Consider the following 21830-nt stretch of genomic DNA (forward strand, 5'->3'; position numbering starts at 1 on the left):
GCATCTGCTCTTCAGTGGTCCAGGATGCCCTGCGAATAGAAATGCGCGCGCACCAGCTTGGTGTAGGCGCCGAATTCGGGTGAGGACATGACGTCCAGCGTGCGCGGGCGCGGCAGGTCGATGTCGTACACGGCGGCGATGGAGCCGGGACGCTCGCTCATCACCATTACGCGGTCCGACAGGAAGATGGCTTCCGGAATGCTGTGGGTGATGAGCATCACCGTCTTCTTCGACGTCATCCAGATGCGCTGCAGCTCCAGGTTCATCTTCTCGCGCGTCATCGCGTCGAGCGCGCCGAAGGGCTCGTCCATCAGCAGCACCGACGGGTCGTGCAGCAGGGCTCGGCAGATCGACGCGCGCTGCTGCATGCCGCCCGAGAGCTGCCAGGGGTACTTCTTCTCGAAGCCCTTCAGGCCCGCCATTTCCATCAGCTCGCGGGCGCGGGCACGCGACGCCTCCGAAGGCAGATGGCGCATCTCGGCCTGCAGCAGGATGTTGTCTTCCACGCTGCGCCAGGGCAGCAGCACCGCGCTCTGGAACACGATGCCCACGTCCTTCTGTGGTCCCTTGATCGGGTGGCCCGCCAGCGTGAGGCTGCCGCCGCTGATGGGCAGCAGGCCTGCCACCATCTTCAGCAGCGTGCTCTTGCCGCAGCCCGAAGGGCCGACGACGGAGACGAACTCGCCTTCCTTGATGGCGAAGTCGAGCGGCTTGAGCGACTCGACGGGGCCGTCCTTGCTTTGGTAGATCTTCGAGACGCCGCGCGCTTCGATCAGGTTGACTGGAGACATGGAGTGCGTAGGGGAGACAGGCGGATTCGGGAGCGGCGGACCGGCGTCGGCAGGGTCAGGGCAGGAAGTCGAGGGTGACGTAGTCCTCGGGCTTGCCACGGGTGGATGCATCCATGCCGCCGTACTGCACCAGCAGGTCGAGCGAATCGCTCACGTTCTTCGTCGTCACGCGGAACGGACGCTGGTTGGCCGTTTCCTTCGTGTGATAGAGCGCCACGCTCTGCTTCATGCCCACGATGAGCGTGTCGCGCACGCCGGCCTTGGGGTTGGCCTTGAGCATCGCGTCGACCGCGGCCTCGGGGCTCTTCTCGGCGGCTTCGGCGGCCTTGGTGGAGGCGCGCATGAAGCGCTTCACCAGGTCGGGGTTCTCGGTCAGCAGGTTCTTGTTGGTGATGATCCCGGAGCTGATCTGGTTCACGCCCGAGTCGGCGAAGCGGATCGGCGTCACCGGCTTGCCGGTGGCGTCCTGCAGCTTGATGGCCTGGTCCATCACGTAGCCCAGCAGCAGGTCGGCCTGGCCGTTGGTCACCGCATTGAGTTTGGTCTGGCCGTCGCCCGAGACGATCTTCACCTGGTCGGGCTTGATGTCGTTGACCTTGAGGAAGAGGGGCCACATCTGCGACATCGAGTCGCCCGGCGTCACGGCCACGGTCTTGCCGATGATGTCCTTCGGCGTCTTGATGTTCTTTTCGGAGAAGCCCATCACCGACATCGGACTCACCTGGAACAGCACGCCGGTCGACTTCAGCGGCGCGCCCTTGGCGGCGGCCTTGATCATGGTCGTGACGTCGATGTAGCCGAAGGTCGCCGACTTGGCGGCCACCGCCTGCGCGGTGACGGCGGAGCCGCGGCCTTCCTGGATGTCGAGGTCAATGCCTTCCTCGGCGTAGAAGCCCTTTTCCTTGCCGAGGAAGAAGGGCGCGTGCTCGCTGTAGAGGTACCAGTTGAGCATCAGCGTGACCTTGTCCTTGGGCTTGTCGCCCTGGGCATGCGCCGGGGCGATGGCGAAGGTGGCGAGCGCGGCCGCTGCGAGCAGCGAGGGAAGCAGTTTCTTCATGGTGTTGTCTCCGGGAGTTGTTGGCTTTGCGAAGGAACCTGGAACGGGAGGCTCAGTGGGTGTGGCGCTGCGAGGCGTGCCAGGGAATCATCACGCGCTCGACGATGTCGACGGCCACGAAAAGGATCACGCCGATGCTCGAAAGAACCACCAGCGCCGCGAACATCAGCGGCAAGTCGAAGTTGCCGTTGGCCACCTGCAGCACGTAGCCGATGCCCGAGTTGGAACCGACGAACTCGCCGACCACGGCACCCACCACCGCCAGCGTGACCGACACCTTCAGGCCGCTGAAGATCTGGGGTAGGGCCTGCGGCAGGCTGATCTTGAAGAAGGTCTGCAGGCGGCTCGCGCCCATGGAGCGCGAGAGATCGAGCATGTCGGGCTCGACCGACTTGAAGCCCATCACCGTGGACACCACTACCGGGAAGAAGCCCAGCAGGAAGGCGCTGATCACCTTCGGGAAGATGCCGAAGCCGAACCACACCACGAACAGCGGTGCGATCGCCACCTTGGGAATGCTCTGCGAGAACACCAGCAGCGGGTAGACGTACGACTCGACGACGCGCGAGTAGGCGATGACCATCGCGATCGGAATGCCGATCAGGATCGTCAGCCCGAAGCCACCCAGCGTGGCGAGCGTGGTCTTCCAGCTTTCGGCGAGCAGGCGCGGCCATTCGGCAACGAGCTGCTTCACTACTTCCCACGGCGGGGGAATCAGGTAGGCCGGAATCTTGAACAGGCGGATCGCCAGGTCCCACAGCACCAGCAGCAACAGGATCAGGATGAAGGGGCGCAGGGCCGGGGAGAGCAGGAGCTTGCGGAACATGGCGAGGGCCGGGACTTTCGGGAGAGCGAAGAGAGCGTGCTTGCGGTGCTTACTGCTGGACCGAGAGGCCAGCCGCCTTCACGAGCTGGGCATTGCTCGCGATCTCTTCCTTGATGTAGGCGTCGAACTGCTCGGGCTTGAGCGTCCACGGGTCAGCGCCGAGCTTGGCGAAGCGCTCCTTCACCTCGGGCGAGGCCAGCGCTTTCGCCACCTCGGCGTTCAGGCGCTCGACGACGTCGCGCGGCGTCTTGGCGGGCGCCATCATTCCGATCCAGAAGTTGAATTCGGAGCCGGGCACGCCGGCTTCGCTGGTGGTGGGCACGTCGGGCAGGGCGGCGGCGCGCTTCGGCGAGCCCACGGCCAGCGCCAGCAGGTGGCCTTCCTTGATCTGGCCGATGACCGGCGCGATGGGCGAGAAGTAGTAGTCGACGCGGCCCGAGAGCACTTCGGTGACGGCCTCGCCCGATCCCTTGAAGGGGATGTTGGTGGCGTCGATCTTCGCGGCCATCTTGAACTTCTCGGCGTTCAGGTGCGTGGCGCTGCCCTGGCCGGCCGAGGCGAAGTTCATGCTGCCCGGCTTGGCGCGCGCGGCGGCCAGCAGCTGCGGCAGCGTCTTGATGTTCTTGCTCGGCGAGATCACCAGCGCGTTGGGCAGCGACGAGATCGGCGTGACGCCCGCGAAGTCGTGCACCGTGTCGAACGGCAGCTTGGCGAAGGTGGAAGGGCTCACCGTGTGCGACGACGAATGGATCATCACCGTATAGCCGTCGGGCGCGGCCGTGGCCACAGCCTGCTGGCCGATCGTGCCGCTGGCGCCGCCGCGGTTGTCGATCACCAGCGTCTGGCCCATGCTGGCGCTCATCTTGTCGGTGATGGCGCGGGCAATGATGTCGGTGGTGCTGCCGGCCGCGAACGGAACGATCACGCGGATCGGCTTGGTGGGGTAGCCGTTCTGCGCGGCCGCCAGTGCGGGCAGCAGGGCTGCGATGCAGGTCAGCGAGGCAAGGACGGTGGTGCGTGCAGTGCTGGCAAAGAGCTTCATGAATGTCTCCGCGCGGTCGGGCCGCTTCTTGAATCGATCAATTCACCATTGAGTGAATTATCGATTGTAGGAACGCCCGCGCGGCAGCGTCAACCGGAGCTGCCTAGTGAATACCCGGAGGAGCGGTTCAGTCGTTCGTAGAGAGGATTTGCGCCGCGCGCGGCGCATGAAACTGGCGCAGCCAAGGCCAGGAACACCGAGGAACCGGCTCTGCCGGGCCTCAGGTGTTGCCCCCGGAAGGGGGTTGGCGAAGCGACACGAAGTGCGCGCAGCCTGGGGGCGAACCTATTTCAGAACATAGCCCAGGACCAGGTCGGTCATGTGCGAGAGGCGTTGCGCCATCGCCTTGGGCGCACGCAGGTCGCGGCCGAAGATGGCCGAGAGCGTGTGGTTGTTCGAGAGGTAGAAGTAGCAGAGCGAGGCGATGGAGATGTAGAGCTGCACCGGGTCCACGCCCGCGCGGAACAGGTCGTCGCGACGGCCGCGCTCCAGCACGGTGTCGAGCAGCTGCACCAGCGGCGAGTTCATTTCCTGGATGCGCTCGGAGCGCTTCAGGTGTGCCGCGCAGTGCAGGTTCTCGCTGTTGAGCAGCGTGATGAACTCGGGGTGCTCGAGGTAGTAGTTCCAGGTGAACGACACCAGCTGGCGGATGGCCTCCACGGGGTCGATCTCTTCGAGGTGCAGGCGCTGCTCGGCTTCCCGGATGTCGGCGTACACGCGCTCCAGCACCGCGAGGAACAGGTCGTCCTTGCTGCCGAAGTAGTAGTAGATGAGGCGCTTGTTGAGGCCGGCGCGCTCGGCGATGCTGTCCATGCGCGCGCCGGCGAGCCCGCGCGCGGAGAACTCGTCGCGCGCCGAGGCGAGGATGGCGAGCTGCGAGCGGTCGGCGTCGCGCGAGCGGGGTTCGATTGCCTCGATGCTGATGTCAGGCGTGGAGTCCTTGGAAGCCTTCATGGCGCGAATTTAACCAATTGGGGAATTAACGCAAGGCGTCTGGAGCGGGCGCACATAATTGCCGGAGACATTTGCAGCTGAGGTTCTACTTCCCATGAGTACATCACAACCCGCCGGCCACCTGATCGTGGAATGCCTGGTCGAACAGGGCATGGAGATCGCGTTCGGCGTGCCCGGCGAGAGCTTTCTTGCGGTGCTCGACGGCTTCCATGCCTACCGCGACCGCACGCGCTTCGTCGTCAACCGTCAGGAGGGCGGCGCGGCCTTCATGGCCGAGGCGCATGGCAAGCTCACCGGGCGGCCGGGCGTGTGCTTCGTCACCCGCGGGCCGGGCGCGACCAATGCGTCGATCGGCGTGCACAACGCCTTCCAGGATTCGACGCCGATGGTGCTGTTCGTCGGTGACGTCGGCAGCGACTTCCGCGACCGCGAGGCCTTCCAGGAGGTCGACTACGCCAGCTTCTTCGGCCCGAGCACCAAGGGCTTCGCCAAGCGCGTGGAGCGCATCGACGACGCGAACCGCATTCCCGAATACATCGCGCGGGCCTTCGCCACTGCGATGAACGGGCGGCCCGGACCTGTGGTGCTGGTGCTGCCAGAAGACATGCTGCGCAGCGAGACCGCCGCCCGACCGCTGGCGCGCGTGGAGGCGGTGGAGCCGTGGAGCGATCCGGGCGCGCTGCGCACCTTGCGCGAGCTGCTGCTGAAGTCGCAGCGCCCGCTGGTGATTGCCGGCGGCGGCGGCTGGACGACGCAGGCCGCGCAGGCGCTTCAGCGCTTCGCCGAGAACTGGCGACTGCCGGTGGCGAACGCCTTCCGCTTCCAGGACACCTTCGACAACCACCATCCGCAGTACGCGGGCGACGTCGGCATCGCGATCAATCCGAAGCTCGCTCAGCGCGTGAAGGACGCAGACCTGATCCTGGCCATCGGCCCGCGACTTGGCGAGATGACGACCGGCGGCTACACGCTGCTGGAGGCACCAAAGGCGAAGCAGACGCTGGTGCACATCCATGCGAGCGCCGAGGAGCTCAACCGCGTCTACCAGGCCGACCTGGCGATCAACGCCGGCATGAGCGCGGCCGCGCGCAGCCTGGAGGTGTTGAGCGCGCCGCCGACGCTGCCGTGGGAAGACTGGACGCTGCAGGCCCGTGGCGACTACGACGCCAACCTCGTGCCGCAGGCGTTGGCCGGCATGCCGGCCGAGACGCCGCGCGGGGCGGTCGACATGGCGGCGGTCGTCGCGCTGCTGCAGAAGCACTTGCCGGCGGACGCGGCCATCACCAACGGCGCAGGCAATTTCGCGAGCTGGGTGCATCGCTACTTCAGCTACCACGGCCTCGCCAAGGGCGCGAAGACGCAGCTGGCGCCGACCAGCGGAGCGATGGGCTATGGCGTGCCGGCCGGCATCGCGGCCAACCTGGCGACGGGGCGCGTGGCCTTCACCATTGCGGGCGACGGCGATTTCCTGATGACGGGGCAGGAGCTGGCGACGGCTTCACAGCACGGCGGCAAGAGCATCATCGTGCTGCTCAACAACGGCATGTTCGGCACGATCCGCATGCACCAGGAGCGCGAGTATCCCGAGCGCACCAGCGGCACGGCGCTGCGCAACCCCGACTTCTGCGGGCTTGCGCGCGCCTACGGCTATGCGGCCGAGCGGGTGACGGAAACGGCGCAGTTCGAAGCGGCGCTGCTGCGCGCGCTGGAGGCAGACACCGGCACGCTGATCGAGATTCCGCTGGACCCCGAAGTCATCACCACGCGCGGCACGCTGTCGTCGATCACGCGCTCGGCGAAGCAGGCGCAGGGCTGAGCGCGGCGCGATGGCGGTCGACCTCCTCGCGCAGGGATGGCGAGCGCAGTTCGAACACGTCGAACAGGCCGAGTGCGTCGAGGGTGGGGATCAGCGCGACCAGGTCCTGCCCGGCGGCGTGCTTGTCCGCGGCCGAAGCGCCCGCGTCCTCGAGGATCCGCACGTTGGCGAGGAACGCGCCTACCGATCCCTTGCGCAATGTGCGGCCGTTGATGACGGTGAAGTCGTCGCCGTCGGGGAGTACGTCCTGGGCTTTCATGGATGCTGTTCCTTGATGGGAGTGAAGATGGGTTCGATGCTAGGCAGCGCGGCGCATCCGGGCTTGCGGCGCGGGGCCAATCGATATCTCCGGCGGGCCATCCATGGCTGACGAAGCTCCCGCAAGGCTCTGGATCACGGCCTACGAGGCGCCGCGCGTCACGGGCTATCACTCGCACGACACCGGCCAGCTCTTCGCCTTGCGCGAGGGCCTGCAGGTCATCGAGACCCCCTCGGGCCGATGGGTTCAGCCGCCGGGATGGATCGGCTGGATAGCGCCGCGTTGTGCCCATGCGGCGCAGAGCTTCGGTGCCACCGCGGGCTGGAGCCTGCACATCGATCCGACGGCTGCCGCCGCGTTGCCGGACGGGCCGCATGTGTTCGCCGTCGCGCCGCTGATGCAGGCGCTGGTGGATAGGCTGACGTCGCTGGATGCTTCCGAGCCCTTGCTGGAGCCGCGAAGAGCGCGTCTGGTGGCTGTGCTGGTCGATGAGCTGGCTGCGAGCGGCGAGGCATCGCTGCACCTGCCGATGCCGCAGGACAGGCGCCTCGCTTCGATGGCCGCGGCACTGGCCGACGATCCTGCGCTGCCGGATGGCATCGACGAATGGGCCGATCGCATCGGCATGGCTCGCAGGACGCTCACGCGCCGCTTCGCCGCGGAGACGGGGCTGAGCTTTGCGCAGTGGCGCCAGCAGGCGCGATTGCTGAAGGCCGTCGAACTGCTGAGCCTGCGAGAGCCGGTGACGGCAGTGGCGTTGACGGTGGGCTACAGCTCCGTGAGCGCCTTCATAGAGGCCTTCCGCAAGCACTTCGGCCGCACGCCTGCGCGATTCTTCGAGGAGGGCGCGGCCTCGCCGCAGGCGAAAAAAAAGCCCGCGTGACGCGGGCTTTTTGATTCAGGAGCTCGAGGCCCCTGAGCGCTTACTTGACGTGCTTGCCGATCAGCGCGGCCAGTTCGAACATCGACACTTGGGCCTTGCCGAAGATTTCCTTCAGCTTGGCGTCGGCGTTGATGTTGCGCTTGTTGGCCTTGTCCTGAAGGTTGTTCTTCTTGATGTAGTCCCACAGCTTGCTCACGACAGCGGTACGCGGCAGCGGCGTGGAGCCGACGACGGCGGCCAGTGCCGGGCTGGGGGTCAGTGCCTTCATGAACGCGGCGTTGGGCGTGCGCTTCTTGGCGGGAGCGGCCTTCTTCGCGGGGGCCTTCTTTGCAGGAGCCTTCTTCGCCGGTGCGGCCTTCTTCGCAGGAGCCGCCTTCTTGGCCGGAGCGGCCTTCTTCGCCGGAGCCGCAGCCTTCTTTGCGGGAGCGGCCTTCTTCGCCGGAGCTTTCTTGGCCGGAGCCTTCTTTGCAGTTGCCATGGTTGATTTCCTTTTTTGGTTGAACACTCACCAATGAAAAACTTGCGTCTCCAGTGGCACTGCGGATGCTAAATGAGAAAAAACGCGTTTCCAAGGGAAAAAGCGCTTTTTTCATTGGGAGTTGTTGTTTTTTCAGAGGGGAGAAGCCCTCTTTTTCACGTTCGGCGCCCGGGCCACGTTGCGAGCACCACGCCAATGAGCGCAACGACGAACGCAACCAGCTGTGGGGAAGAGAGGTTTTCGCCCAGCACGAGCACGCCCACGAGGGCCGCGCTCACTGGCAGCAGCACGGCGAAAACACCCGCTTGTGCGGCTGGTACGTGGCGAAGTCCGGTCATCCAGAGCCACACCGTCCAGATGCTCGCGGCCATTGCATAGGCCACGAGCAGCGCCCAGGTGCCGAAGCGGACCGCAGTGAAATCGAACTGCAGCGCGAACCAGATGCCGAACGGCATCGACAGCACGAAGCCCCAGAGGTTGATGAGCGATGCGATGCGCTTGGGGCCCAGGCGCCCGGTGAGCGACTTGCCGATCACCGCATAGGCCGTCTCGCAGAGCACTGCGCAGAACACGAGCAGGTTGCCGAGCCAGGGCATCGAAGTGGGCGAAGCGTTCGCAGACGGCGAGGGCGCATGCGATGCCGACGGAGACAGCGCCAGCAGCCCGATGCCGACCGCCGCGCAGGCGATGGCCAGGCCGATGCGCACCGTGATGCGTTCGCGCAGGAAGAGCCAGCTCGCGACGGCGACGCACGCGGGGATCGACGCCATGATCACGCCCGCCGACACCGCGCTGGTTAGGCTCACGCCGAACAGCATGCAGATCGAGAACAGGAAGTTGCCGAGGAACGACTCGAGGAACACCAGCCAGCGCGTGCGCGTCGTCATCGGCGGCTCGTCGGGCGAGCGCTTGAGCCAGTGCGGCATGGCCAGTGCCGCGATGCCGAAGCGCAGCCATGCGAGCAGCAGCACCGGAAAGGCGGCGACAAGGGGCTTGGAGAGGGCGACGTAGCCGCCGACTAGCGACATGCTCAGGGCCAGGCAGCCGTAGGCCACGAGACGGCCTGATGCGGGGGCAGCGGAGTTCAATAGACTGGACGAGGTGTTGTTGTTGCGAAGAAAGGAGCGCGCTTTCGATGATGCCCCACGTTTTTGTCTACGGCACGCTGCGCTGCGGCGGCCGCAACGACATCGCACGCTACCGGCCTGCGCCGCAGCTGGTTGGCGAGGCGAGCGTCGCCGGCACGCTGTACGACCTGGGCGCCTATCCGGGCATCGTGCTCGGAGGCGAGGGGCGGGTGAGGGGCGAGGTCTACGCCATCGAATCCACGGTCGAAGCTGCGCTCGATGTGCTGGAGGAAGTGGCGGACGACGACTCGGGCGAATACATCAAGAGGCGTGTGCGCGTGGATGTGGGCGGGCAGTGGTTCGACTGCCTGGTCTACGAGATTCACCCGACGCGCATCGCCGGTCGAAAGGTGATCGAAAGCGGCGACTGGATCGCACATGCCGCACGTCGGAGCGCTTCGTTTTCACAACCGAAAGATTGATTGCGCATTGCGGAATCTTCGACTGCTGCGCCGCAATATTTTTCTCAATATGGGAAAAATGATTCTGCATTGAGAAATATCTCCATAAGTTATTGATTTTGTTGAGTGAAAAATATGTCTTCTATAAGACATAAGAGTCTTCGGCGGAGTTACAGTAACTCCACGGCCGCAGCGCCCGACCTTCAATCAACCTCACGGAGTGACCATGCCCCAGACCCTCACAGAACAACTGAGCCGCGAACAGCAGATCGCCGCACTCGAGAAAGAATGGGCCACCGACCCCCGCTGGAAGGGCGTCAAGCGCGGCTACAGCGCGGCTGACGTCGTGCGCCTGCGCGGCTCCTTCCCCATCGAGCACACGCTGGCCAAGCGCGGTGCGGAGAAGCTCTGGGAAAAGATCAACGGCGGCGCCAAGAAGGGCTACGTGAACGCCTTCGGCGCGATCTCCGCCGGCCAAGCGATGCAGCAGGCCAAGGCAGGCCTCGAGGCCGTGTACCTGTCGGGCTGGCAGGTTGCCGCCGACGGCAATACGTCCGAGACGATGTATCCCGACCAGTCGCTCTACGCCTACGACTCGGTGCCGACGATGGTCCGTCGCATCAACAACACCTTCCGTCGCGCCGATGAAATCCAGTGGGGCCGCGGCATCAACCCCGGCGACAAGGAGTTCATCGACTACTTCCTGCCCATCGTGGCCGACGCGGAAGCCGGTTTCGGCGGCGTGCTCAACGCCTTCGAACTCATGAAGAACATGATCACGGCAGGCGCTGCCGGCGTGCACTTCGAAGACCAACTGGCCGCAGTGAAGAAGTGCGGCCACATGGGCGGCAAGGTGCTCGTGCCGACGCAGGAAGCCTGCGAGAAGCTGATTGCCGCGCGCTTCGCTGCCGACGTTCTGGGCGTGCCCACCATCGTCCTGGCCCGTACCGACGCTGAAGCGGCGAACCTGATCACCTCCGATCACGACGCCAACGACAAGCCGTTCCTGACCGGCGAACGCACGCAGGAAGGCTTCTACCGCGTCAAGAACGGCCTGGAGCAAGCCATCAGCCGCGGCGTGGCCTACGCACCGTACGCCGACCTGGTGTGGTGCGAAACCGGCGTGCCCGACATCGGCTTCGCCCGCGAATTCGCGCAAGCCGTGCACGCCGCCTGCCCGGGCAAGCTGCTGTCGTACAACTGCTCGCCTTCCTTCAACTGGAAGAAGAACCTCGACGACAAGCAGATCGCCTCGTTCCAGGAAGACCTGTCGGCGCTGGGCTACAAGTACCAGTTCATCACGCTGGCCGGCATCCACGTCAACTGGTTCAACACCTTCCAGTTCGCCCACGCCTACGCCCGCGGCGAAGGCATGAAGCACTACGTGAACATGGTCCAGGAACCCGAGTTCGCCGCACGCGACAAGGGCTATACCTTCGTGTCGCACCAGCAGGAAGTCGGCGCAGGCTACTTCGACGACGTGACCACCGTGATCCAGGGCGGTTCGTCCAGCGTGAAGGCGCTGACGGGTTCGACCGAGGAAGAACAGTTCCACTGATCCGACGGACGGCTTTTTTCGCTGTCACTTTCAGCCCGGCCGCGTGCCGGGCTTTTTTGTTGTTGCGTTCGCCGGGAGTTCAGGCTTCGAGCCGCACTTCGCGCACGCCGCGTCCCAGGCGCTGGCGCAGCAGGGTGCGCAAGGTGACGCCATCGGCATAGCCGACCATGCCTGCGATCTGCTCCAGGCTCTTGTCGCTGGTCTTGAGCAGGTGCACGGCGCGCTCGACGCGCAGATCCTGCACGTAGGAAAGGGGGCTCTTGCCGAGCACCTGCTGCATGCGACGGGCGAGCGTTCGCTTGCTCGTGCCCGCGGCCTGCGCGGCTTCGTCGAGCGAGAAGCCCTCGGCCAGCCGGCCGCGTGCCCAGCGTTCGAAGCGTTCCACCAGCGGATCGGAGTGCGAGAGGTGGTCGGAGATCACATAGGCCGATTGCGAGGGCCGCGAGTCGACGATCAGGTAGCGCGCGACCAGCGTGGCGAGCTCGGGGCTCGCCTGGCGCACGATCCACAACGCCATGTCGACATGGCTCAGCGCCGCGCCGGCGGTGACCAGATGGCCCGAGCTGACGAGCATGCGGGAGTCTTCCAGCTGCACGGCGGGGTAGCGCTGGCGGAATAGCGTGGCGAGCCACCAGGTCGTGGTCGCCTTGTGCCGATCGAGCACGCCCGATTCGGCCAGCACGAAGGTGCCGATGCAGGCGGCGGCCACGTTGGCGTTCTTGCCTGAGCGTTCCTGCAGGGCGAAGCAGGCGTCGCGCACATCGGGGCGGCGCAAGGCTGGCTCCAGCGTTTCGGGCATCTTGCAGCCCAGCGCGGGGACGATGAGCCAGTCGGCCGTACCGGTGTCGAGCGCGCGGGCCACCGGCACCACGAAGCCCTGCGAGGTTCGCACGCGCTTGCGAACGCCAGTCAGCGTGACTTCGAACGGCGGCACGTCGAGCTGCAGCATCGCCGTGAGTTCGTTGGCGGTGGTGAACACGTCGAGCACCGTGGACAGGCCTGTGTCGAACACGCCGTCGAGGGCGAGTATGTCGAGCTTCATGGCCATAACGATATCAAAGATGTCAAAAATGCCAATGGCTCCAGAGGCGGAGACTGCCTAGAGTTCGTGCCAACGCCGCGCAATGTCGCGCGCCGTTCAACTCAGGAGATTGACCCATGATCAAGTACGCACTGTTCGCTCGCCTCGAAGCCAAGCCGGGCAAGGAAGGCGATGTCGAGAAATTCCTGGAAGCAGGCCTTGCCATGGCCCGCGACGAGAAGACCACGCCGATCTGGTTTGCGCTGCGCCTGTCGCCGACCACCTTCGGCGTGTTCGACGCATTCGAGAACGAAGCCGGCCGCCAGGCCCATCTGACCGGCCCGATCGCCCAGGCGCTGATGGCGAAGGCGCCCGAGCTGTTTGCCGCGCCGCCGTCGATCGAGCCCATCGAAGTGCTGGGGCTCAAGAACGCCGCGCCTGCGTCCTGAAGCGGGCAAAGGCTAGAATCGTCGTCTCTGCACTCAACAAGAGCGAGAAAGGCACCTTGGTTATGACACCGCGAACTACCCCGCAAGTATTCAGCGGCTTTTTCTTCACTGAAGGAAAAGGCCGGTAGCCCCGCGCTCGCTGGTTTCTTCCAGCTCCACGACCAAGCAAAGCGCGGCATCCACCGCGCTTTTTTGTTTTTCTCTTCGAGGTTTTCTTCAAATGATCCAGATCACGCTCCCCGACAACTCGCGCCGCGAGTTCCCCGGCCCGGTTTCGGTGGCCGAAGTCGCCCAGTCCATCGGTCCCGGCCTGGCCAAGATGACGGTGGCCGGCAAGATCGACGGCAGGCTCGTCGACGCCAGCGACGTCATCGACCATGACGCGAAGCTGCAGATCATCACGCCCAAGGACGAAGAGGGCCTGGAGATCATCCGCCACTCGACGGCCCACCTGGTCGGCCATGCGGTGAAGCAGCTCTACCCGACGGCAAAGATGGTGATCGGGCCCGTGATCGACGAGGGCTTCTACTACGACATCGCCTACGAGCGCCCCTTCACGCCCGAGGACATGGCGGCCATCGAGGCGCGCATGCGCGAGCTGATCGCGCAGGACTACGACGTGATCAAGAAGATGACGCCGCGTGCCGAGGTCATCGAGGTCTTCAAGTCGCGCGGCGAGGACTACAAGCTGCGCCTGGTCGAGGACATGCCCGACGAGCAGGCCATGGGCCTGTACTACCACCAGGAATACGTCGACATGTGCCGTGGCCCCCACGTGCCGAACACGCGCTTCCTGAAGGTCTTCAAGCTCACGAAGCTGGCCGGCGCCTACTGGCGCGGCGATGCCAAGAACGAGCAGCTGCAGCGCATCTACGGCACGGCATGGGCCGACAAGAAGCAGCTCGACCAGTACATCCAGCGCATCGAGGAAGCCGAGAAGCGCGACCACCGCCGGCTGGGCAAGGAGCTCGACCTGTTCCACATCGACGAAGTGGCTCCGGGCGTGGTGTTCTGGCACCCGAAGGGCTGGGCTATCTGGCAGGCGGTCGAGCAGTACATGCGCAACATCTACCGCGACACGGGCTACTGGGAAGTGAAGGGCCCGCAGATCCTCGACAAGAGCCTGTGGGAAAAGACGGGCCACTGGCAGAACTATCGCGACAACATGTTCACGACGGAATCGGAGAAGCGCGAGTACGCGCTGAAGCCGATGAACTGCCCGGGCCACGTGCTGATCTTCAAGAGCGACCTGCGCAGCTACCGCGACTTGCCGCTGCGCTACGGCGAGTTCGGCCAGTGCCACCGCAACGAGCCCAGCGGCGCGCTGCACGGCATCATGCGCGTGCGCGGCTTCACGCAGGACGACGGGCACATCTTCTGCACGGAAGACCAGATCCTCGACGAGTGCATTGCGTACACGGCGCAGCTGCAGAAGGTCTATGCCGACTTCGGCTTCACGGACATCCTCTACAAGGTCGCGACGCGCCCCGAGAACCGCGTCGGCTCCGACGAACTCTGGGACAAGGCCGAGCACGCAGTGATGGAGTCGCTGCGCCGCTCGGGTGTCGACTTCGTCATCGCTCCCGGCGATGGTGCGTTCTATGGTCCGAAGATCGAGTACACGCTGCGCGATGCCATCGGCCGGCAGTGGCAGTGCGGCACGATGCAGGTCGACTTCAACACGGCCGAGCGCCTGGGCGGCGAGTACGTGACGGAATCGAGCGGTCGTGCGCATCCTGTGATGCTGCATCGCGCCATCGTGGGCAGCTTGGAGCGCTTCATCGGCATGCTGATCGAACACCACTCCGGCGCACTGCCTGCATGGCTCGCTCCGGTGCAGGTCGCGGTGCTGAATATCAGCGAAGGGCAGGCCGATTACGCCTCGCAAGTTGCGAAAACGCTGCAAAATCAAGGGCTTAGAGTCCAGCTCGACCTGCACAACGAAAAGATTACGTATAAAATACGGAAGCATTCGTTGCAAAAGCTCCCTTATATCGTTGTCGTGGGTGACAAGGAAAAGGAAGCAGGTGCCGTCGCAGTGCGCGCCCGGGGCAATCAAGACCTCGGTGCAATGTCCCTCGAATCGTTCGTGCAACGGCTCGTCCAGGATGTTGCCGACAAGCGTTGATTTGTCTCCGGAACACCCCATATGTTTCCCAGCCAAATCGTGCCGCTTGTCCGCGAGGGCTGTGCGGCGTTCGCTACAGATTTTGTAGCAAATTTTGAAGGATTCTGACCATCGCTACTGCATTCCGCGACCGCCGCCACCGCGAGGAACGCCAACACCGCCTGAACCGGGAAATCATGGCCCCGGAAGTCCGCCTGATCGGCCCGGATAACGAGCAATTGGGTGTCGTGAGTCTTGCAGAGGCTCTACGCCTTGCTGGTGAGCAGGACGTGGATCTGGTGGAGGTCGTCGCGGCGGCCAACCCGCCCGTCTGCCGCCTGATCGAGTACGGCAAGTTCAAGTACCACGAGCAGAAGAAGGCAGCCGAGGCGAAGTCGAAGCAGAAGGTCATCGAGGTCAAGGAAATCAAGTTCCGGCCCGGTACCGACGATGGCGACTACAACATCAAGATGCGCAACATCCGGCGCTTTCTTGATGAGGGTGACAAGTGCAAGATCACGCTGCGCTTTCGCGGCCGCGAGATCACGCACCAGGAACTCGGTCTGGCCCTGCTACAGCGCATTCGCGACGAGCTGGGCGACTCGATCATCGTCGAGCAGTTTCCGAAGCTCGAAGGCCGGCAGATGATCATGATGATCGCGCCGGGCCGCAAGAAGCCCGGTGGCGGTGGGCAGAAGCCGGCAGCGGATGCCGGTGCCGCTCCGGCAGCGACGCCTGCAACGGCCTGACGGGCCGAAGGCGGGAGTCGCGGTAGAGAGGTTTTGAAGGGATTTCGCCTTTGCCCGCATTTCGAAAGAAATGCAGGCAGGGGCGGGATGAAGAAGTGTCTCGGGGCCAACAAGTCCGTGGAGCATCCATGGCGCCTCACGAGCACAAACTAAAGGAGCATTCACATGCCCAAAATGAAGACCAAGAGCAGCGCGAAAAAACGTTTCCGCGTTCGTCCCGGTGGCACCGTCAAGCGCGGTCAAGCCTTCAAGCGTCACATCCTGACGAAGAAGACCACCAAGAACAAGCGTCACCTGCGTGGTGCAGTCGCAGTGCATGAGACCAACATGGTTTCTGTCGCCGCCATGCTGCCCGGCCGTGGCATCTAACTCAGACGAACAAGGAGTACACACATGCCTCGCGTCAAACGTGGTGTAACGGCTCGCGCCCGCCACAAGAAAGTTCTCGCACTCGCCAAGGGTTTCCGCGGTCGCCGCGGCAATGTCTTCCGCGTCGCCAAACAGGCGGTGATGAAGGCAGGCCAATACGCCTACCGTGACCGCCGTACCAAGAAGCGCGTGTTCCGTCAGCTGTGGATTGCGCGTATCAACGCCGCCTCGCGTGAACTGGGCCTGACCTACAGCCAGTTCGCCAATGGCATCCGCAAGGCCGGTATCGAGATCGACCGCAAGATGCTTGCGGACATCGCCGTGCACGACAAGGCCGCTTTTGCCGGCATCGTGGAGCAGGTCAAGGCCAAGCTGGCTGCTTGATTCTGCACAGCAGGGCGCTGCCTCCGGGCGGCTTCCTGCGCCCACGGCTCAAGGGCTGGCGCTTGAAAAGGCTCCAGCTCTTTTTTATTTCCCCTCGAAGATTTTTGTTGCTATGAACGAGTTGGACTCCCTGGTCGACACCGCACGCGCCGCCTTCGCCGAAGCGAAGACGCCCGCAGAGCTCGAAAACGCCAAGGCCCAGTTCCTCGGCAAGTCGGGCCGCATCACCGAGCTGATGAAGGGCATGGCCGCGCTGAGTGTCGAAGAGAAGAAGTCCCGCGGCGCCGCCATCAACGTCGCCAAGCAGGCCATCGAGGCCGCTCTGACCGACCGCCGCCAGCAACTGGCCGACGACGAACTCTCGCTGCAACTTCGCGCCGAGGCGCTCGACGTGAGCCTGCCCGGCCGCCGCCGCATCTCCGGCGGGCTGCACCCCGTGAGCCGCACCCTGGAGCGCATCGAGGAGATCTTCTCGAGCATGGGCTTCGACGTGGCCGACGGCCCCGAGATCGAGAGCGACTGGCACAGCTTCACCTCGCTCAACAACCCGCCTAACCATCCTGCGCGTTCGATGCAGGACACCTTCTACGTCGACCTGAACGGCGACGACGGCATCCCCTACAACCTGCGTCCGCACACCAGCCCGATGCAGGTGCGCTATGCGCATCAGCACATCAAGAAGTACGCCGCCGATTTCGCTGCGGCCGCAGCCGACACCACCGGCACCGTGAAGGCGCCCGAGATCCGTGTGATCGCGCCGGGCCGCACCTATCGCGTCGACAGCGACGCCACCCATTCGCCCATGTTCCACCAGTGCGAGGGCCTGTGGCTCGGCGAGAACGTGAGCTTCAAGGACCTGAAGGTCGTCTTCACCGACTTCTGCCGCACTTTCTTCGAGCGCGACGACCTCGTGCTGCGCTTCCGCCCGAGCTTCTTTCCGTTCACCGAGCCGAGCGCCGAGATCGACATCCAGTTCGCGAGCGGCCCCCTGGCCGGCCGCTGGCTCGAAGTGTCGGGCTCGGGCCAGGTGCACCCGAACGTGGTGCGCAACATGGGCCTCGACCCCGAGCGCTACATCGGCTTCGCCTTCGGCATGGGCCCCGACCGGCTCACGATGCTGCGCTACGGTGTGAACGACCTGCGCCTCTTCTTCGACGGCGACCTGCGTTTTCTCTCGCAGTTCCAGTAAGCAGCACCCCATCACAGAAAAAACCAGATCGAGATCGAAGAGATGCAATTCCCGGAATCCTGGCTGCGCGAGTTCTGCAACCCGCCCATCGACAGCGCCACGTTGGCCGAAACGCTCACCATGGGCGGTTTCGAGGTCGAAGAGCGCCGACCGGTGGCGCCGCCTTTCACGCGCATCGTGGTCGGCGAAATCAAGGAAGCGGTGCAGCACCCGAACGCTGATCGCCTGCGCGTGTGCCAGGTCGACGCGGGGCAGGGCGCTCTGCTGAACATCGTGTGCGGCGCGCCCAACGCGCGCGTCGGCATCAAGGTGCCTTGCGCGCTCGTCGGTGCCGAACTGCCGCCGGGTGAAGACGGCAAGCCGTTCCTCATCAAGCTCGGCAAGCTGCGCGGTGTTGAGAGCCAGGGCATGCTGTGCTCGGCGCGCGAACTGCAGCTGAGCGAAGACCACGGCGGCCTGCTCGAGCTCGATGCCGACGCGCCCATTGGCGCCGACGTGCGCGATGTGCTCAAGCTCGACGACATGCTGCTCACGCTCAAGCTCACGCCCAACCTGGCGCACGGCCTGAGCGTCTACGGCGTGGCGCGCGAGCTGGCTGCGCTCACCGGCGCACCGCTCAAGACGCCCGCCATCGCACCGGTCGCCACCTCGTTCGCCGACGTGCTGCCGGTGAAGGTCGAGGCGCCAGAGCTCTGCGGCCGCTTTTCGGGCCGCATCATGCGCGGCGTGAACACGAAGGTCGCGACGCCGGCCTGGATGGTCGAGCGCCTCGCACGCTGCGGCCAGCGCAGCGTGACGCCGCTGGTCGACATCTCGAACTACGTGATGTTCGAGTACGGACAGCCCAGCCACATCTTCGACCTCGACAAGATCCACGGCGGCCTCACGGTGCGCTGGGGCAAGGCGGGCGAGCAGCTCAAGCTGCTCAATGGCACGACGATCACTGTCGACGACAAGGTCGGCGTGATCGCCGACGACCGCGAAGTCGAGTCGCTCGCCGGCATCATGGGCGGCGACGCCACCTCGGTGTCCGACGACACCCGCAACATCTACGTCGAGGCTGCCTTCTGGTGGCCCGAGGCCGTGCAGGGCCGCTCGCGCCGCTTCAACTTCTCGACCGACGCCGGCCACCGCTACGAGCGCGGTGTCGATCCGAGCCGCACGGTCCAGATCATCGAGCGCATCACGCAGCTGATCGTCGAGATCTGCGGCGGCCAGGCCGGCCGGATGGACGACCAGACGCTGAGCGTGCCCGAAGCCGCGCCCGTCACCCTTCGCGTGGCGCGTGCCGCGCGCGTGATCGGCATGCCGCTGACTCAGGCGCAATGCGCCGAGGCACTGAGCCGCCTCGGTTTCACGATCGCCGAAGGCGAAGGCACGCTGACCGTGACCCCGCCACCGCACCGCTTCGACCTGCTGATCGAGGAAGACCTGATCGAAGAAGTCGCGCGCCTGATCGGCTTCAACAACCTGCCGACCACCGCGCCGCTCGCGCCCATCACCGCCCGCGTGCGGCCCGAGGCGCAGCGCAGCCGCTTCGCGGTTCGTCGCAGCGTCGCCGCGCTGGGCTACCAGGAAACGATCAACTTCAGCTTCGTCGAAGCGCACTGGGAGCAGGACCTGGCGGGCAACGCCAACCCGGTGAAGCTGCTGAACCCCATCGCCAGCCAGATGAGCGTGATGCGCTCCTCGCTGATGGGCTCGCTGCTGCAGGTGCTCAAGTTCAACCTCGACCGCAAGGCGCCCCGCGTGCGCGTGTTCGAGCTGGGCCGCGTGTTCATGCGCGACGACAGCGTCGTCACGACCGACAGCACCGTGCGCGGCGTGAACCAGCCGATGCGCGTGGCGGGTCTTGCATGGGGCGATGCCGATGAGGCGCGCTGGGACGGCAAGCCTGAGCGCATCGACTTCTACGACGTGAAGGGCGACGTCGAGGCGCTGCTCGCGCCGCTGCAGCCCGTGTTCGAGGCGGCCGAGCATCCGGCCCTGCACCCGGGCCGCTCGGCACGCGTGCTGGTCGACGGCAAGGCCATCGGCTTCGTCGGCGAACTGCATCCGCGCTGGCGCCAGAAGTGGGATTTCTCGCAGGCGCCCGTGCTGTTCGAACTCGATCTCGACGCCGTCACGGCGCGGCTCGTGCCGGTGGCGCAGCCGGTGCCCAAGCACCAGGCCGTCGAGCGCGACATCGCCGTCGTGGTGGCCGAGGCCGTCACGCACGATGCGCTGATGCAGACCATCCGCTCCGCCGCGGCGGCGCAGGGCCTGCTGCGCGACGCGACGCTGTTCGACATCTACCGTCCGCAGCCGCTGCGCGACGGCGCAGTGGTCGCGCCCGGTGCACTGGCGCAGGGTGAGAAGAGCATGGCGGTGCGCCTGAGCTTCCTGAGCGACAGCGCCACCCTGACGGACGAACAGGTCGAGCCCGCTGTCCGCGCAATCGTCGAACAACTGGGCGCCAAGCTCGGCGGCCGCTTGAGGGGATGATGAGAATGAACGCTGCCGAATTCACGCTCGAGGCTCTCGAAACGCCTGCGCTCACCAAGGCGCATCTCGCCGATCTGCTGTTCGAGCAGATCGGCCTGAACAAGCGTGAGTCCAAGGACATGGTCGAGGCGTTCTTCGAGCTCGTGGCCAACAGCCTCATCGAGGGCACGGACGTGAAGATCTCGGGTTTCGGCAATTTCCAGATCCGTGTGAAGGCGCCGCGGCCCGGGCGCAATCCGCGCACCGGCGAAGCCATTCCGATCGGCGAGCGCCGCGTGGCCACGTTCCATGCGAGCGCCAAGCTCAAGGAACAGATCCACGGAAGCATCGACCAGGGCAATACCTCCGAAGTCGAGTGGAGCCTCGGCTCCGAATAAGTGCTTGGTGCTGCGCGGCCGCGTAGAGTAATCTCTGAGGTTTCCCGCGCACAGTCTTGATTTCAATGGAGAAAACGCTCCCTCCGATTCCCGTCAAACGCTACTTCACCATCGGTGAGGTCGGCGAGCTGTGCGGCGTCAAGCCGCACGTGCTGCGTTATTGGGAGCAGGAGTTCACGCAGCTGCGACCCATGAAGCGGCGTGGCAATCGCCGGTACTACCAGCACCACGAGGTGCTCATGATCCGCCGCATCCGCGATCTGCTCTACGACCAGGGCTTCACGATCAGCGGCGCGCGCAACAAGCTGCAGGAACTCGTGCAGGGCGAGCGCGACCGCCGCAAGGCAGGCGAGGTGCCGCTCGAAGGCGTGGAGGCCATCGAGATCGATCAGGAAGAGTTCGATGCCGCCGTCGTCGAAGATTCGCCCGCGTCGGCAGCCGTGCAAACGGCCGATCTGTCGCAGTTGTTGCACCTTCGGCGCGAACTCTTTGAAATTCGTGAGCTGCTGACCGTCGGACGCTGAATTTCCAAGGCTATAATCGAGAGCTTCGGTGTGTGGCGCAGCCTGGTAGCGCACTTGCATGGGGTGCAAGGGGTCGAAGGTTCGAATCCTTTCACACCGACCAAAGTCAGTAGACGGAAAACGGCTTACGCCCACAAGGCGTAAGCCGTTTTTCTTTGGCGCCTTCTTTCTTGGCATCGCCCAAAAAAAAGCTCGCCAAAAGGCGAGCTGAAGGACCCCGTTCTCGCATGGGGTCGGAGGGAGGAGCCCGCCGGAGGGAGGCGGGCAAGCCGATGATCGTGATCAATTTGGGAGAAATTGAGGATGAGTGGCTCCGTCTCGAAGCTCTCATGCAGTGATCCCCAAGAAATACGAATACCCAGGCATTAATTCCTTTGGTTGCTTTGCCTTCGCGCCTATCCTCGGCGCCCACCATGAACCCCGCACAGCAACTGCAACTCCTCGTCGACCTGCCTGATGGCTGGTCAAGCCGTATCGATATCAAGCGCACCACCAGCGGCCGTTATGCGGGCGTTGCCGAACTGAATCTGCGCGGACTCCGGCGCGGGGTTCTCGTCTTCATGCAGCAACCCTCGCTCGAAGCCGCGCTGCAGCGCGTACGGCTGCGGGCCAGCCAGTTCGCGCGGGAGAGGCTCGCGCTGCAGGACGCCTCGTTGAAGATGAAGGGCAGGGCGCTGGCCGACTGAAGCCGCACTGCTGAACGAAGGTTGGTGTTTCCTATCCCGCGGATGAGGATTCCCAACCCACGAACGGGCCGCCCTGCGGCACCATCAAGCGTCACTCCATCACCACGCAAGGAGAACGCCATGAAGGCATTCAGAAGATTCGTGGGCGGCGCCATCTCCATCGCTGGAGCCGTGCTGCTCGTCACCCAGCACCTGTAGAAGAAGGCGGAAAAGACGGTGCGGCCACGCACCGATCGGACATTCATCCAATGGCGGCAACGGCCCTCGAAGCGGACAGTACGGGCTTCCCAATCAATCCG

Annotated in this window: 23 protein-coding genes and 1 tRNA gene; 15 read left to right on the forward strand and 9 right to left on the reverse strand. The window is 64.8% G+C overall.

The annotated features are described in order from the left end of the window. Window positions 1-11: 11 nt before the first annotated feature. From SFB74_RS12420 to SFB74_RS12440, 5 genes are all read right to left on the reverse strand, one after another. Entirely contained in the window at window positions 12-791 is a 780-nt protein-coding gene (locus SFB74_RS12420; protein ID WP_432731106.1) for an ABC transporter ATP-binding protein, read from the reverse strand. A 55-nt stretch (window positions 792-846) separates the two neighbouring features. Then, window positions 847-1848, reverse strand: a complete 1002-nt coding sequence (locus tag SFB74_RS12425) for an ABC transporter substrate-binding protein (protein ID WP_093305184.1) — start codon at window positions 1846-1848, stop codon at window positions 847-849. Window positions 1849-1900: 52 nt separating this feature from the next. Beyond that, entirely contained in the window at window positions 1901-2674 is a 774-nt protein-coding gene (locus tag SFB74_RS12430) for an ABC transporter permease (RefSeq protein ID WP_093305183.1), read from the reverse strand. Window positions 2675-2723: 49 nt separating this feature from the next. Continuing rightward, a complete protein-coding gene (locus SFB74_RS12435) occupies window positions 2724-3716 on the reverse strand; it encodes a tripartite tricarboxylate transporter substrate binding protein (protein ID WP_432731107.1) in 993 nt (330 codons plus the stop codon). 285 nt (window positions 3717-4001) lie between these two features. Then, window positions 4002-4670, reverse strand: a complete 669-nt coding sequence (locus tag SFB74_RS12440; RefSeq protein ID WP_093202134.1) for a TetR/AcrR family transcriptional regulator — start codon at window positions 4668-4670, stop codon at window positions 4002-4004. A 94-nt stretch (window positions 4671-4764) separates the two neighbouring features. Here SFB74_RS12440 and SFB74_RS12445 point away from each other — a divergent pair, with 94 nt between their 5' ends. Next, window positions 4765-6486, forward strand: a complete 1722-nt coding sequence (locus SFB74_RS12445) for a thiamine pyrophosphate-binding protein (RefSeq protein WP_432731108.1) — start codon at window positions 4765-4767, stop codon at window positions 6484-6486. On the opposite strand, the gene SFB74_RS12450 is transcribed toward SFB74_RS12445, so the two are convergent. Next, window positions 6455-6745 (reverse strand): hypothetical protein, encoded by a 291-nt coding sequence (locus tag SFB74_RS12450; RefSeq protein WP_432731109.1) that lies wholly within the window; start codon window positions 6743-6745, stop codon window positions 6455-6457. The two genes, SFB74_RS12445 and SFB74_RS12450, sit on opposite strands and share 32 nt — an antisense overlap. Before the next feature lie 103 nt (window positions 6746-6848). Between SFB74_RS12450 and SFB74_RS12455 the strand changes: the two genes are divergently transcribed. Continuing rightward, complete coding sequence (locus SFB74_RS12455) at window positions 6849-7628, forward strand: AraC family transcriptional regulator (protein WP_432731110.1); 780 nt, start codon at window positions 6849-6851, stop codon at window positions 7626-7628. 40 nt (window positions 7629-7668) lie between these two features. On the opposite strand, the gene SFB74_RS12460 is transcribed toward SFB74_RS12455, so the two are convergent. Together SFB74_RS12460 and SFB74_RS12465 are read right to left on the reverse strand one after the other, a co-directional pair. Continuing rightward, window positions 7669-8106, reverse strand: a complete 438-nt coding sequence (locus SFB74_RS12460) for an SWIB/MDM2 domain-containing protein (RefSeq protein ID WP_093202124.1) — start codon at window positions 8104-8106, stop codon at window positions 7669-7671. Between the two features lie 155 nt (window positions 8107-8261). After that, complete coding sequence (locus SFB74_RS12465; RefSeq protein WP_432731111.1) at window positions 8262-9194, reverse strand: DMT family transporter; 933 nt, start codon at window positions 9192-9194, stop codon at window positions 8262-8264. Between the two features lie 47 nt (window positions 9195-9241). Here SFB74_RS12465 and SFB74_RS12470 point away from each other — a divergent pair, with 47 nt between their 5' ends. Both SFB74_RS12470 and aceA read left to right on the forward strand, forming a co-directional pair. After that, window positions 9242-9655, forward strand: coding sequence for a gamma-glutamylcyclotransferase family protein (locus SFB74_RS12470; protein WP_432731112.1), 414 nt, complete (start codon window positions 9242-9244; stop codon window positions 9653-9655). A 205-nt stretch (window positions 9656-9860) separates the two neighbouring features. After that, on the forward strand, window positions 9861-11192 hold the full coding sequence (gene aceA, locus SFB74_RS12475; RefSeq protein WP_093202116.1) for an isocitrate lyase: 1332 nt from the start codon (window positions 9861-9863) through the stop codon (window positions 11190-11192). Window positions 11193-11271: 79 nt separating this feature from the next. On the opposite strand, the gene SFB74_RS12480 is transcribed toward aceA, so the two are convergent. After that, the gene (locus tag SFB74_RS12480) at window positions 11272-12234 is read right to left on the reverse strand and encodes a GlxA family transcriptional regulator (protein ID WP_432731113.1); all 963 of its coding nucleotides are present in this window, start codon (window positions 12232-12234) and stop codon (window positions 11272-11274) included. A 116-nt stretch (window positions 12235-12350) separates the two neighbouring features. Here SFB74_RS12480 and SFB74_RS12485 point away from each other — a divergent pair, with 116 nt between their 5' ends. The 11 genes from SFB74_RS12485 to SFB74_RS12535 all read left to right on the forward strand — a co-directional run bounded on the left by SFB74_RS12485 (window position 12351) and on the right by SFB74_RS12535 (window position 21531). Beyond that, window positions 12351-12662 (forward strand): putative quinol monooxygenase, encoded by a 312-nt coding sequence (locus SFB74_RS12485; RefSeq protein ID WP_126469112.1) that lies wholly within the window; start codon window positions 12351-12353, stop codon window positions 12660-12662. Between the two features lie 220 nt (window positions 12663-12882). Then, window positions 12883-14790: a threonine--tRNA ligase gene (thrS, locus tag SFB74_RS12490; RefSeq protein ID WP_432731114.1), complete on the forward strand. Its 1908-nt coding sequence runs from the start codon at window positions 12883-12885 to the stop codon at window positions 14788-14790. Window positions 14791-14891: 101 nt separating this feature from the next. Beyond that, window positions 14892-15518, forward strand: a complete 627-nt coding sequence (infC, locus tag SFB74_RS12495; RefSeq protein ID WP_432731928.1) for a translation initiation factor IF-3 — start codon at window positions 14892-14894, stop codon at window positions 15516-15518. 165 nt (window positions 15519-15683) lie between these two features. After that, on the forward strand, window positions 15684-15887 hold the full coding sequence (rpmI, locus tag SFB74_RS12500) for a 50S ribosomal protein L35 (RefSeq protein WP_007832497.1): 204 nt from the start codon (window positions 15684-15686) through the stop codon (window positions 15885-15887). Between the two features lie 24 nt (window positions 15888-15911). Then, entirely contained in the window at window positions 15912-16271 is a 360-nt protein-coding gene (gene rplT, locus SFB74_RS12505; protein WP_007832499.1) for a 50S ribosomal protein L20, read from the forward strand. A 112-nt stretch (window positions 16272-16383) separates the two neighbouring features. After that, window positions 16384-17460, forward strand: coding sequence for a phenylalanine--tRNA ligase subunit alpha (gene pheS, locus SFB74_RS12510; RefSeq protein ID WP_432731115.1), 1077 nt, complete (start codon window positions 16384-16386; stop codon window positions 17458-17460). Window positions 17461-17502: 42 nt separating this feature from the next. Then, on the forward strand, window positions 17503-19944 hold the full coding sequence (gene pheT / locus SFB74_RS12515) for a phenylalanine--tRNA ligase subunit beta (RefSeq protein ID WP_432731116.1): 2442 nt from the start codon (window positions 17503-17505) through the stop codon (window positions 19942-19944). Window positions 19945-19949: 5 nt separating this feature from the next. Further along, complete coding sequence (locus SFB74_RS12520; protein ID WP_176667607.1) at window positions 19950-20321, forward strand: integration host factor subunit alpha; 372 nt, start codon at window positions 19950-19952, stop codon at window positions 20319-20321. A 65-nt stretch (window positions 20322-20386) separates the two neighbouring features. Beyond that, window positions 20387-20845, forward strand: coding sequence for a MerR family transcriptional regulator (locus SFB74_RS12525; protein WP_432731117.1), 459 nt, complete (start codon window positions 20387-20389; stop codon window positions 20843-20845). Window positions 20846-20871: 26 nt separating this feature from the next. Further along, a tRNA-Pro gene (locus SFB74_RS12530) sits at window positions 20872-20948 on the forward strand. Window positions 20949-21258: 310 nt separating this feature from the next. Next, window positions 21259-21531 carry a hypothetical protein gene (locus SFB74_RS12535; protein ID WP_432731118.1) on the forward strand — a complete coding sequence of 91 codons (273 nt, stop codon included), beginning with the start codon at window positions 21259-21261 and terminating at the stop codon, window positions 21529-21531. The last annotated feature ends 299 nt before the right edge of the window (window positions 21532-21830 follow it).

Origin of the sequence: Variovorax xiamenensis (assembly GCF_050916385.1) — a bacterium.
Classification (GTDB): Bacteria; Pseudomonadota; Gammaproteobacteria; order Burkholderiales; family Burkholderiaceae_C; genus Variovorax.